This window comes from Pseudomonas sp. rhizo25, from assembly GCF_031931935.1.
Lineage (GTDB): Bacteria > Pseudomonadota > Gammaproteobacteria > Pseudomonadales > Pseudomonadaceae > Aquipseudomonas > Aquipseudomonas synxantha.
The window spans coordinates 143,543-156,520 of record NZ_JAUJXA010000011.1 but is presented as its reverse complement, the minus strand read 5'-3'; the positions used below and the strand labels follow the sequence as shown (position 1 = coordinate 156,520).

Sequence of the window (12,978 nt, the reverse complement as noted above, 5' to 3'; positions counted from 1 at the left end):
GCGATGCAAACGAGTTAATTAATAGGCGCTGGGCAGAAAGATAATCGCGTTAATTTCCTGTTAACTGCTCGAGTTTGCCTTATACGATCAAACAGCGGTGGTAAAAACCTTACGCGAATAAGGGGTGTTGCCAGAGCCAGCACCGCGAATAAGGCGTCAGGAATACTGCAGTTTTTCTGCGCAATCGCTAGAATAGCGGCCTTTGCGAAGTTCTGGAGTTTCCCCCTAATGCGCACTTTTCGGCTGGTGATTGCTTGCCCGGACCGGGTTGGCATCGTTGCCAAGGTCAGTAACTTTCTGGCTTCCCACAATGGTTGGATCACCGAGGCGAGCCATCACTCGGACGATCTCAGCGGTTGGTTTTTCATGCGTCACGAAATTCGTGCCGATACACTGCCCTTTGGCCTGGAAGCCTTCCGCGAGGCGTTTGCGCCGATCGCCGAAGAGTTTTCGATGACCTGGCACATCACCGACACGGAGCAGAAGAAGCGTGTGGTGCTGATGGCCAGCCGCGAATCCCACTGCCTGGCGGACCTGCTGCACCGTTGGCACAGCGATGAGCTGGACTGCGAGATTGCCTGCGTGATCTCCAACCATGACGACCTGCGCAGCATGGTCGAATGGCATGGCATCCCGTACTACCACGTGCCGGTCAATCCCCAGGACAAGGAGCCTGCGTTCGCCGAGGTATCGCGCCTGGTCAAGCAGCACGACGCAGACGTGGTAGTGCTGGCGCGCTACATGCAGATCCTGCCGCCGGAACTGTGCCGTGAATACGCCGGCAAGGTGATCAATATTCATCACAGCTTCCTGCCGTCGTTTGTCGGGGCCAAGCCCTATCACCAGGCTTCCCTGCGCGGCGTGAAGTTGATTGGCGCGACCTGCCACTACGTCACTGAAGAGCTGGATGCCGGCCCGATCATCGAACAGGACGTGGTACGCGTCAGCCACAGCGACAGTATCGAAGACATGGTGCGTTTCGGCCGTGACGTCGAGAAGATGGTGCTGGCCCGTGGCCTGCGTTATCACCTGGAAGATCGCGTGTTGGTGCATGGCAACAAGACCGTGGTGTTCTGATCAGCCCGTTGGGTTGAATAGTTGAATAAGAAAGGGCCTGGGGGTACAACTCCCTAGGCCCTTTTTATTTGTAGGACACCCACATGACCGACCCCCTCGATAAAGCCACCTCCAGGGCGCCCGCTACCTTGGGCGAGGGCTGTCTGAGTCGCTACGACCCGGATGCGCTGGATGCCGAGGATGGTACTGATTTCCCCGGGGCTGCCCGCTTGTGGGAACAGCTGCAGCAGGACGAACCTTGCGTGCCCCCCGAAAAAGACGTTTGAGCAGTGGTTTGCCGACCATTAATAGAAACACCGGTGCGCCGGCCAGCAGGTAGAAGTAATAGGTCACCGCCCGCCAGATCAGAATCGCCGCCGCGGCCGTGGTTTTGCCTACCATGGGCGCCAACAGTGCCGCCGAGGTCAGCTCGGCCGCCCCGGCCCCGCCCGGCAACAGGCTGAATTGCCCCGCCGTCAATGCCAGCATCTGGATCAGGAAGCTCCAGGCCCACTGCACATCGCCGCCCAGGCCACGCAGCGCCAGGTACAACACGCTGTAGCGCAATAACCAATGCAGGCTGGTCAGCGCAAACACTCGTAACAGCGTGTGCCAAGGCAATTTCAGGGTTTGGGTAAAGGCTGCGAGAAAGCGCAGTAACTTGCGCGCCCAGCGTCGGCGGGTGCTGGCGCGTACTTTCAGGGTCTTGAGCGCCAAGCCCGTAAGGCGAATCAGGCGGCGATGAAAACGCACGACCAGCCAGCCGCTGATGATCCCGCCGACCATCGATACCGCGCTGAGCCCCAGCAGCCACTCCATTCGTGGGTTGAGGCTATGGAACAGCGCATACAAGAGAATGCCCGCCAGCGCGCAGAGAAAAAACAGCAAGTCGCTCAACTGGTCCATGGCAAACACCGCACTGCCATGGGCAGGACGTATGCCATTGCGCGCCAGCAGCGCCATCAGTGTCAGGGGGCCACCGCTGCCCCCGGGCGTAGCGCACATTGCGAACTCGGTGGAGATCACCACGCCAAGGCTTTTGAGCGGCCCCAACTGGCCGCGCTGCTCGCCGAGCAGCAGACGGATGCGCAGGCTGTTGATCAGCCAGCAGCCGATAATCATGGCAAACATCCCCAGCAATTGGGGCAAGGGGAACTGCCGCAGGCGCAACAGGGTTTCTCCGCCGCCCAGCCAAACGGGAATCACCAGCGCGATGAGCAGGGCCAGCAATAACCAGATCAGCCTGCTCATGGCTGCGTCGCCAGCCAGGCGGCCTTGGTCTGTGGAGTGCGCCCAGCATTGAGCAGGCGTTGCAGAGTTTGTAGCCAGGCACGACGAGAAAACTCGTGGCGCATGTCCACCGGGTGCAGCCCCAACCGGATCACCGGGGCGGTCTGCCAGCGCTGCTCCCGTTGGTCGCTGAGGACTTTGGACAGGCCGCGGCGCCATGCGCTGCGGGCGCTCCAGACCAGGCCTGGGGCGTCGATGCGCGTGAAGTCAGGCAGTCGATAAAGATGCTGCGGGTCGCTGGTGTAACTCAGCGGCAACTGGCGCAATGCCTGGCGGGTGCCGTCGCTCATCAACCAGGCGGGGGCGACAAACCCGTGCAGCGGCCAGTCATTGCGCTGGAATATCTCGATGCCGGCAGTAAGCCGCTTTAAGGCTTCGGCCTGGGACAACTGGTAAAACTCGCCTTCATGGGTATAGATGCGCCGCATGAACCAGTCTTTTGGTGTACGTGGCCTGGGCTGGTCGTCGCAATGATAGTAGCCGTGCAAGGTCAGTTCATCGCCCTTGGCCACGCGGCTGTCGAGCAAGCGGCGAAAGTCGGCGTGGGCGGCCAGGTCGTCATGGTGATGGAAGTCCGGCACCACCAGCCAGGTGATGGGCACGTTGCCCAGCGCATCCACGGCCTGGACAAACGGGCGATAGTCAGCCCAGGTGCTCGGTGCTACATCGTGCAACACCAGCATGACCGAACGCTCAGCCATGGGCGAGCATCGGTTTGTGCGTGCCCAGCACGGCGTGATAATGGCCCAGCAGGCTATCGACTACGGTGTCCCACGCATAATGCTGCTCAACGTGCTGCCGCGCCTGGGCGCCCAGGCGTCGGCTGTCGGCACCGAACAGTTCGCGCACCGCATCAGCCATCGCCTTGGGGTTGTTGGGCGCACACAGCAGGCCACAGCGCTCGTCGACAATTTCAGTGAAGGCCCCGGCCGCAACGGCGACGACCGGGATGCCACAGGCCATGGCTTCCAGAATCACCAGGCCGAAAGTTTCCTGGTCGCCGCCATGCAGCAAGGCGTCGGCGCTGGCCATCAGCCGGGCGACATGCTGGGCAGGGCGGAATCCATCGACCACGGTGACATTATCCGGCACGTTGACCGGCATGCCCGAGCCCACCAGCAGCAAGTGGTAGCCGTCGCCCAGGCGCTTCATGCAATTGAGCAGCACCGGCAGGTTTTTCTCCTTGGAACCGCGTCCGGCGAAGATCAACAATCGGGTGTCTTCGCCAATCCCCAGCTCGGCGCGCAGGCCAGGGTCGCGCACGTCGGGGGTGAAGGTTTGCAGGTCCACCCCCAGCGGTTGGACGAAGACATTTCTGACCCCGAGGCCGGTGAGTTTGTCGGCCATCACCTTACTGGGGGCCAGTACCCGATCGAAATTCCCGTAGAGCTTGCTGACATAGGCCTCGACGTTGGGCGTAAACCAGGGCCCCATGCGGTTGCTTACCAGCAGCGGCAGGTCGGAGTGGTAAAAGCCGATCACCGGCACGTCCAGCTGGCGCCGGGCATCGAGCGCGGCCCAGGCGGTGAGGTAGGGATCGCCGACTTCGATAAGATCGGGCTGTAGATCGTGCAGTACATTTCGCCAGGGCGCCAAGCGGAGGGGGAAGCGATAGCCCTTGCCAAAGGGCAGGGCAGGAGCCGGCACCTTGAAGATCCCATCGTGCTCGCTCAAGTGCGCGCCAGGCACCAGCAGGCTGTGGCGAATCCCAGGCTTGAGCGCCAGGCGTCGGTGCTTGGCGTCGAGATAGGTGCGTACGCCGCCACTCGCCGGGGCGTAGAACATGGTTATGTCAGCGATATGCACGATAAACATCCCTCCGATCCATTGCTCTCATTAACGTGGACCTGAGACGCGCAGAGATGTTCGATTGGGATTGATGCCTTGAGGTATGTTCAAGCATTGAAAATGCTGGCAAATGTGGGAGGGGGACGCAGCTGGACCCTGTGGGAGGGGGCTTGCTCCCGATGGCGGCCTGTCGGTGTACATATCTATTCCTGCGATAACCGCCACCTTAACCAGCCGTTACCTGAATACCGCATATGTACCCGGCCTGATCCACCATTCTAGTCGCCTGTCAGGCCGCCATCGGGAGCAAGCCCCCTCCCACAAGGTTCAGCGGCGTACCCGGAGTTGTGTAGTCGAGTCGTCGCACTGCCTCCCACATTTTGACTGAGTACCGCCAGGCCCCTCTGTCTATCAGATACGGAAGCTGCCCACCAATTGCTTCAGGCGTGACGCTTGCCGTTCCAGGTCCGAGCAGGCGCGCAGTGTCGATTGCAGGTTTTCCACGCCTTCCTGGTTGAGGGTGTTGATCTCGGTGATGTCCATATTGATCGACTCCACCACCGACGTCTGTTCTTCGGTAGCAGTGGCGACCGACTGGTTCATGCCGTCGATCTCGCCAATACGCTGGGTCACGCTGTTCAAGCGCTCGCCGGCCAGGTTGGCGATTTCCACGCTGTCCAGGCTGTGGCGTTGGCTTTCACTCATGGTGCTCACCGAGTCTCTTGCGCCGACCTGCAGCTCCTCAATCATCTTCTGCACCTGTTGCGCCGACTCCTGGGTGCGGTGGGCCAGGTTGCGCACTTCATCGGCCACTACCGCAAAGCCGCGTCCGGCCTCTCCGGCGCGTGCCGCTTCAATGGCCGCGTTGAGCGCCAGCAGGTTGGTTTGCTGGGAAATGCTGGTGATCACTTCAAGAATCTGACCGATATTCACGGTTTTGCTATTAAGTGCTTCGATATTGCTGCTCGAGGCGCTGATCATGCTCGATAGCTGTGTCATCGCCTTGATATTGCGTTCAACCACCTGCTGGCCGTCTTCGGCCAAGTGGCGCGCATCGCTGGCCTGGTTGGAGGCTTGGGCGGCGTTGCGGGCGATCTCCTGGGCGGCGGCACCGAGTTGATTGATGGCGGCGGCGACGCTGTTGGTGCGGTTGGCCTGCTCGTCGGAGTTGACCATCGACGAATTGGAGGCGCTGACCACGCGCAGCGCCACTTCATTGACCTGTTCGGTGGCCGAAGACACTTCGCGAATCGAAGTATGGATACGCTCGACGAAGCTGTTGAAGGCATTGCCGAGGGTGCCGAACTCGTCGTTGTTCTGGATGACCAGGCGTCGGGTCAGGTCGCCCTCGCCGTCGGCGATGTCTTGCATGGCGCGGGTCATCAGGTGCAGCGGTTGCAGCAAGACACGGATCAACATGCCCAGCAGGGCGATGATGATCACCACCGCAATGATCGTGGCGATCACGGCCGAGGTGCGAAATTCACTGAGCATGGCGAACGACTTGGCTTTATCCACCGACACACCCAGGTACCAGTTCACCGATGGCAGGCCCTTGATCGGGGTGAAGGTCACGATGTTGGTTTTGCCGTTGGCTTGTACTTCGCTGAAGTCGCCGCTGATCTTCGGCGTGTCCTTTGGATACACGTCAGCCAGGGTCTTCATCACCAGGGTCTTGTCCGGGTGCACCAGCACTTTGCCGTCGGCACTGACCAGGAACGCATAGCCCATGCCGCCGAAGTCCAGCGCACCGATGTTATCCACCAGGGTTTGCAGACTGAGGTCGCCGCCTACCACGCCGATGCTCTGGCCGGCCTTGGCGCTGGGGGTGGCTACAGAAATGATCAGTTGACCGGTGGCCGCGTCGATATAGGGTTCGGTCAGGGTTGAGCCGTTGCTGGCCTGGGCGCCCTTGTACCAGGGGCGAACACGCGGATCGAAGCCGTCGGGCATCTTTGTATCAGGGCGGATGGTGAAAGTGCCCTGGCTGTCGCCGACGTAGGTTGCCATGAATGAAGAGGTCAGCGCTTTCTGTTCCAGCAGGCTGGCGACCACGGACGGTTCTGGGTTGATGGCAATATTTTGTGCTGCGTTTTCCACCAGCGCGATACGCCCGGTGAGCCAGGTCTGGATATTGCCGGCGGTGACGTCGCCCATTTCATGCAGGTAGTTATTGAGGTCGTCGCGAATCGCATTGCGTTGCAGGTAGTCGTTGTAGAGGGTGAACAACGCGAAGGCGGCGATGACGATAAGGGAGGCTGCAAGCAGGATTTTGTGGCTGAAGCGCAGATTTTTATTCATGGCTTGTAGGGTCCGCTAAGGTCTTAATATCCGAGGCGCTTCCTGGACGGGAGGCGCAAAATGGCAGCGTCAAAAAAGGTGTGGTATTTCTGGTGATAGCTCCGTCGGTCCATATCGGAATTATCTGACCATTTTTTAGTCTTTGTCGGGCTTACATCTGTCTATATCGACCTTGCGGCACTAAAGATTAACCATAGGTGACGAAATGCCTGACTCCACACAACTGCTTATCGGTGCCGGCCCAGACGGCCAGCCCATCGCCCAGTCCATGCGCCTGGCCAACCGTCATGGGTTGATCGCCGGCGCCACGGGCACCGGCAAGACCGTCACCTTGCAGCGCCTGGCCGAAGCCTTCAGTGATGCGGGTGTGGCGGTGTTCGCCGCCGACATCAAGGGCGACCTTTGCGGCCTGGGCGCCGCTGCCAATCCGCAGGGCAAAGTCGCCGAGCGGATTGCCGGCATGCCATTCCTTGACTACAAGGCCCAGGCGTACCCCGTTACCCTATGGGATATCCATGGCCAGTCCGGTCATCCGCTGCGTACCACCATCAGCGAAATGGGCCCGTTATTGCTTGGCAGCCTGCTGGAACTCACCGACAGCCAGCAATCGGCGCTCTACGCGGCCTTCAAGGTGGCGGACCGCGAAGGCCTGTTGCTGCTGGACCTCAAGGACCTCAAGGCGCTCCTTAACCACCTGCGTTACCACCCGGAACTGCTGGGCGAAGACGCGGCATTGATGACCACGGGTTCCAGCCAGGCGCTGTTGCGGCGCCTGGCGGTATTGGAGCAGCAAGGCGCTGAAGCCCTGTTTGGCGAGCCTGCCCTGCAACTCGAAGATATTCTGCAGCCCGCCAGCGATGGCCGTGGGCGCATCCACCTGTTGGACGCCAGCCGCCTGGTGCATGAAGCGCCCAAGGTGTACGCGACCTTCCTATTGTGGCTGCTGGCCGAGTTGTTCGAACAGTTGCCGGAGCGCGGCGATGCTGAAAAGCCGCTGTTGGCGCTGTTTTTCGACGAGGCCCATTTGTTGTTCGCCGATACGCCCAGAGCCTTGCAGGAGCGCCTGGAGCAAGTGGTGCGCTTGATCCGCTCCAAAGGTGTCGGCGTGTACTTCGTCACCCAATCGCCGGGCGACCTGCCTGATACGGTGCTGGCGCAACTGGGCCTGCGTATCCAGCACGGTTTGCGCGCCTTTACCGCAAAAGAACAGAAATCCCTGCGGGCGGTGGCGGATGGTTTTCGGCCCAACCCGGCGTTCGATAGCTTGTCGGTACTGACAGAACTGGGCACCGGTGAGGCGTTGGTGGGCACCTTGCAGGAAAAAGGCACGCCAGAAGTCGTCCAGCGTGTGTTGGTTGCCCCCCCGCAATCGCGGATCGGGCCGCTCAGCGAAGCCGAACGTGCGGCCTTGGTCGCCAGTTCGCCGCTGCTGGGTCGCTATGACAAGCCGGTTGATCGTGAGTCGGCCTATGAAGTGCTGATGGCGCGCAAGGAACTTGGGCCTACTGGCGAGACTGCACCGACCGCCGAAGAACCGAGCTTTACCGACAAGGCCGGTGCATTCCTCGGCACCACCGCAGGCAAGGCGTTGAAGTCAGCGATGCAGCAGGCCGCCAATCAGATGGGGCGCCAGTTGGTGCGTGGCTTGCTGGGCTCGCTGTTGGGCGGCAGCAAACGCAAATAGCGTTTCAGGGCTTGGGCCGGGCGTGGGCGGCCAGCCGTTCCAGGGCTGCACGCAGGCCCGGGTCGCTGATCCCTTCGGCCGTTGCCTGCAGGGTTTCGGCCGCATTTACCGACAGGTCCAGCGTGTGTCCCACCGTGCGCTGCGGCACGGAGGGCGGCTGTACCTTAAATTGTATGCGCGTCAAACCGGCGAATTCATCGAATACCATCAATTGCCGCTGCAAGCGTTTTTGCTGGTAGCGCAAACGGGTCGCCCAATGGCCGTCGGTCACAATTAACAGCAGGTTGCCTTCTCGCCAGGACGCCACGTGGCAGTGTTCACGGGCGGCTGGTTGCAATTGACTTTCAAGCAGGCGTTGCAAATGACCCAAGCGTTGCGCCTGGCCGAAGATGGCTTTCAACGGCTTGGCTTCGCGGAGCAACACGCCGGGAGCGCGGGCTGTAGGAGGGCGAAATGCCATGTCTGGACACCTTAAGTAACAGAGCGCTCATCTTAACAGAAAGCGCCGGTACGGCCCGGAGCCATGCTTCTGCAGGGCTTTTTCCATGAAATCAATAGGTAACTTCTTCACTTCATGGGTTGAAGTTCCAGCAAAAGCCCTTATTTTAAACAAGCCCTCTCACAGGCCCATGCCAGCATCGGGGAACAACGCCACTTTCCTCACCCACGATTCCGGGTAGAATGCGCGTTCGCATGCGGCCGTGAGGGCTGCTCGGGCCACTGACGGTGCGCCCTCCATCCCTATGTGTGGAAGAACCTGCCGATATGTTTGCGCCTTTGTTAAAGAAACTTTTTGGAAGCAAGAATGAGCGCGAAGTCAAACGCATGCTCAAGACGGTGCAGCTGGTCAATGCCTTCGAAGAGCAGATGGTTGCCCTGTCGGACGAGCAATTGCGCGCCAAGACCGAAGAGTTCAAGGCCCGCATAGCCAAAGGTGAAACCCTCGACAAGCTGCTCCCCGAAGCCTTCGCGGTCGCCCGTGAAGCCGGTAAGCGTGTGATGGGCATGCGCCACTTCGACGTGCAGTTGATTGGCGGCATGACCTTGCATGAAGGCATGATTGCCGAAATGCGTACCGGTGAAGGCAAGACCCTGGTAGCCACCCTGGGTGTCTACCTCAACGCACTGTCCGGCAAGGGCGTGCACGTTGTGACGGTGAACGACTACCTGGCCCGCCGGGACGCCAACTGGATGCGCCCGCTGTATGAGTTCCTCGGCCTGACCGTCGGCGTGGTAACGCCGTTCCAGCCGCCGGAAGAAAAGCGCGCCGCCTATGCCGCCGACATCACCTACGGCACCAACAACGAATTCGGTTTCGACTACCTGCGCGACAACATGGCGTTCAGCATGGAAGAAAAATTCCAGCGCGAACTCAACTTTGCCGTGATCGACGAAGTCGACTCCATCCTCATCGACGAAGCCCGTACCCCGCTGATCATCTCCGGCCAGGCCGAAGACAGCTCGCGCCTGTACACCGAGATCAACAAGTTGATCCCGCGCCTGGAGCAGCACATCGAGGAAGTCGAAGGCGTGGTGACCAAAGAAGGTCACTTCACCATCGACGAGAAGACCCGCCAGGTCGAACTCAACGAAGCCGGTCACCAGTTCGTCGAAGAGATGCTGACCCAGATCGGCGAGCTGGCAGAAGGTGAAAGCCTGTACTCGGCGCACAACCTGGGCCTGTTGACCCACGTGTATGCCGGCCTGCGCGCCCACAAGCTGTTCCATCGCAACGTCGAATACATCGTCCAGGACGGCCAGGTCGTACTGGTCGACGAACACACCGGCCGTACCATGCCGGGCCGTCGCCTGTCCGAAGGCCTGCACCAGGCCATCGAAGCCAAGGAACACCTCAACATCCAGGCTGAAAGCCAGACGTTGGCGTCCACTACTTTCCAGAACTACTTCCGTCTGTACAACAAACTGTCCGGCATGACCGGTACGGCCGACACCGAAGCGTTCGAATTCCATCAGATCTACGGTCTGTCGGTGGTGGTCATCCCGCCGAACAAGCCGCTGGCCCGTAAAGACTACAACGACCTCGTGTTCCTGACCGCCGAAGAGAAATACGCGGCGATCATCAACGACATCAAGGATGGCATGGCCAAGGGCCGTCCGATCCTGGTGGGTACCGCCACCATCGAGACGTCCGAGCACGTGTCCAACCTGCTCAACAAGGAAGGTATCGAGCACAAGGTCCTCAACGCCAAGTTCCACGAGAAAGAAGCCGAGATCATCGCCCAGGCCGGTCGCCCAGGCGCGCTGACCATCGCCACCAACATGGCCGGTCGTGGTACCGACATCCTGTTGGGCGGTAACTGGGAAGTGGAAGTGGCCTCCCTCGATAACCCGACCCTCGAGCAGATCGCCCAGATCAAGGCTGATTGGCAGAAACGCCACCAGGCCGTGCTCGAATCCGGTGGCTTGCAGGTAATCGCGTCCGAGCGCCACGAATCGCGTCGTATCGACAACCAGCTGCGTGGCCGTGCCGGTCGCCAGGGTGACGCCGGTTCCAGCCGTTTCTACCTGTCGCTGGAAGACAGCCTGATGCGCATCTTCGCCTCGGACCGCGTGAAGAATTTCATGAAGGCCCTGGGCATGCAGTCCGGTGAAGCGATCGAGCACCGCATGGTGACCAACGCCATCGAGAAGGCCCAGCGCAAGGTCGAAGGCCGTAACTTCGACATTCGTAAGCAATTGCTCGAGTTCGATGACGTCAACAACGAACAGCGTAAAGTGATCTATCACATGCGTAACACGTTGCTGGCCGCCGACAATATTGGCGAGACCATCGCCGATTTCCGTCAGGACGTGCTCAACGCCACCGTCAGCGCCCACATCCCGCCACAGTCCCTGCCTGAGCAGTGGGACGTCGCCGGTTTGGAAGCGGCGTTGAAGAGCGACTTCGGTGTTGATCTGCCGGTCCAGCAGTGGCTGGACGAAGACGATCACCTGTACGAAGAAACCCTGCGCGAAAAACTGATGGCCGAACTGCTGGCCGCGTACAACGAAAAAGAAGAGCAGGCGAGTGCCGAAGCACTGCGCACCTTCGAGAAGCAAATCGTACTGCGCGTGCTGGACGACCTGTGGAAAGACCACCTGTCGACCATGGACCACCTGCGTCACGGCATCCACCTGCGTGGCTATGCCCAGAAGAACCCGAAGCAGGAGTACAAGCGCGAGTCGTTCACCTTGTTCTCCGAGCTGCTGGATTCGATCAAGCGCGATTCGATCCGTGTGCTGTCCCACGTTCAGGTGCGTCGCGAAGACCCAGTCGAGGAAGAGGCACGCCTGCGCCAGGAAGCCGAGGCACTGGCTGCGCGCATGCAGTTCCAGCATGACGAAGCACCGGGCCTGGAAGCGCCTGAGGCATTGGGCGAAGAGGTCGATGTGGCCTTGGCGCAAACTCCGGTGCGCAACGATCAGAAACTGGGCCGCAACGAGCTGTGCTGGTGCGGTTCGGGCAAGAAGTTCAAACACTGCCACGGCGAAATCAACTAAGATTTTCCCCTGACGCTGCAACACCCCGCGCCGCGACCGGCACTAGCCGTCGCGGCGTTTTGCCATTAATTCCCACCGTCGATCGCGACGGCACAGACATCACCTATTTTTGAGGAGCGCATTCATGGCTGTTGGTCTTGGTCCTTTGCCCACATTGCACCCGGTTGCCGGTTTTGAGCTCGGTATCGCCTCGGCGGGCATCAAGCGCCCGGGGCGCAAGGATGTGGTAGTGATGCGCTGTGCCGAAGGCTCGACCGTCGCCGGTGTGTTCACCCTCAATGCCTTCTGCGCCGCGCCGGTGATCCTGGCCAAGCAGCGCGTGGCCGGCACGATCCGTTACCTGCTGACCAACACCGGCAATGCCAACGCCGGCACCGGCGAGCCTGGCCTGGTGGCCGCGGCGCGCACCTGCGCCAAGCTGGCCCAATTGACCGGCGTGGACGCCAGCCAAGTGCTGCCTTACTCAACCGGCGTGATCGGTGAACCACTGCCCGTGGAAAAAATCGAAGGCGCCCTGCAAGCCGCGCTGGATGACCTGTCTGTGGATAACTGGGCGGCTGCGGCCACTGGCATCATGACCACCGACACCTTGCCAAAAGGCGCAAGCCGTCAGTTTGTGCACGACGGCGTGACGGTCACCGTGACCGGCATCAGCAAGGGCGCGGGCATGATCCGCCCGAACATGGCCACCATGCTCGGCTATATCGCCACCGATGCCAAAGTATCCCGCGACGTGCTGCAGAGCCTGATCTTGGACGCGGCCAACAAGTCGTTCAACCGCATCACCATCGATGGCGACACCTCGACCAACGACTGCTGCATGCTGATTGCTACCGGCCAGGCCGACCTGCCGCCCATCACGCAAGCCAGCGGCCCGCTGTTCGCGGCATTGAAGCAGGCGGTGTTTGAAGTGTGCATGGACGTGGCCCAGGCCATTGTGCGTGACGGCGAGGGCGCGACCAAGTTCGTGACGGTTGAAGTCAACGGCGGCGGCAACCATCAGGAATGCCTGGACGTGGGCTACACCGTGGCGCACTCGCCGCTGATCAAGACCGCGCTGTTTGCCTCGGATCCGAACTGGGGCCGTATCCTGGCGGCTGTCGGTCGTGCCGGCGTGCCGGACCTGGACGTGAGCAAGATCGACGTGTTCCTCGGCGACGTGTGCATCGCCAGCCGGGGTGCTCGCGCCGAAACCTACACCGAAGCCCAGGGCTCGGCGGTGATGCAGCAGGAAGAAATCACCATCCGCATCGAATTGGGGCGCGGCGCGTGCAGCGAAACCATCTGGACCACCGACCTGTCCCACGAGTACGTGAAGATCAATGCGGAATACCGTACCTGATACCAAGAGGAAACTG

Annotated in this window: 9 protein-coding genes and 1 pseudogene; 4 read left to right on the top strand and 6 right to left on the bottom strand. The window is 60.7% G+C overall.

Annotated features, from left to right (window positions below):
• The first annotated feature begins 228 nt into the window (after positions 1-228).
• On the top strand, positions 229-1,077 hold the full coding sequence (gene purU / locus QZR30_RS21750; protein ID WP_019821236.1) for a formyltetrahydrofolate deformylase: 849 nt from the start codon (positions 229-231) through the stop codon (positions 1,075-1,077).
• Positions 1,078-1,200: 123 nt separating this feature from the next.
• Here the strand turns inward: purU and QZR30_RS21745 are convergent, their stop codons facing one another.
• The 5 genes and pseudogenes from QZR30_RS21745 to QZR30_RS28070 all read right to left on the bottom strand — a co-directional run.
• Positions 1,201-2,307, bottom strand: coding sequence for a lysylphosphatidylglycerol synthase transmembrane domain-containing protein (locus tag QZR30_RS21745; RefSeq protein WP_046069334.1), 1,107 nt, complete (start codon positions 2,305-2,307; stop codon positions 1,201-1,203).
• Entirely contained in the window at positions 2,304-3,047 is a 744-nt protein-coding gene (locus tag QZR30_RS21740) for a polysaccharide deacetylase family protein (RefSeq protein WP_311904114.1), read from the bottom strand. The genes QZR30_RS21745 and QZR30_RS21740 overlap by 4 nt, the downstream gene beginning before the upstream one ends.
• Complete coding sequence (locus QZR30_RS21735; protein WP_311904113.1) at positions 3,040-4,161, bottom strand: glycosyltransferase family 4 protein; 1,122 nt, start codon at positions 4,159-4,161, stop codon at positions 3,040-3,042. The genes QZR30_RS21740 and QZR30_RS21735 overlap by 8 nt, the downstream gene beginning before the upstream one ends.
• A gap of 384 nt (positions 4,162-4,545) precedes the next feature.
• A complete protein-coding gene (locus QZR30_RS28075; RefSeq protein WP_370881239.1) occupies positions 4,546-5,310 on the bottom strand; it encodes a methyl-accepting chemotaxis protein in 765 nt (254 codons plus the stop codon).
• 93 nt (positions 5,311-5,403) lie between these two features.
• Positions 5,404-6,435, bottom strand: a pseudogene (locus tag QZR30_RS28070) (HAMP domain-containing protein); the annotation flags it as partial.
• Between the two features lie 205 nt (positions 6,436-6,640).
• Here QZR30_RS28070 and QZR30_RS21725 point away from each other — a divergent pair.
• Positions 6,641-8,119, top strand: coding sequence for a helicase HerA-like domain-containing protein (locus QZR30_RS21725; RefSeq protein ID WP_046069330.1), 1,479 nt, complete (start codon positions 6,641-6,643; stop codon positions 8,117-8,119).
• 4 nt (positions 8,120-8,123) lie between these two features.
• Here the strand turns inward: QZR30_RS21725 and QZR30_RS21720 are convergent, their stop codons facing one another.
• Complete coding sequence (locus QZR30_RS21720) at positions 8,124-8,579, bottom strand: DUF721 domain-containing protein (protein WP_311904112.1); 456 nt, start codon at positions 8,577-8,579, stop codon at positions 8,124-8,126.
• A gap of 305 nt (positions 8,580-8,884) precedes the next feature.
• Between QZR30_RS21720 and secA the strand changes: the two genes are divergently transcribed.
• Entirely contained in the window at positions 8,885-11,620 is a 2,736-nt protein-coding gene (gene secA, locus QZR30_RS21715) for a preprotein translocase subunit SecA (RefSeq protein WP_311904111.1), read from the top strand.
• A 124-nt stretch (positions 11,621-11,744) separates the two neighbouring features.
• Positions 11,745-12,962 (top strand): bifunctional glutamate N-acetyltransferase/amino-acid acetyltransferase ArgJ, encoded by a 1,218-nt coding sequence (gene argJ, locus QZR30_RS21710; RefSeq protein WP_056847615.1) that lies wholly within the window; start codon positions 11,745-11,747, stop codon positions 12,960-12,962.
• Positions 12,963-12,978 lie beyond the last annotated feature (16 nt).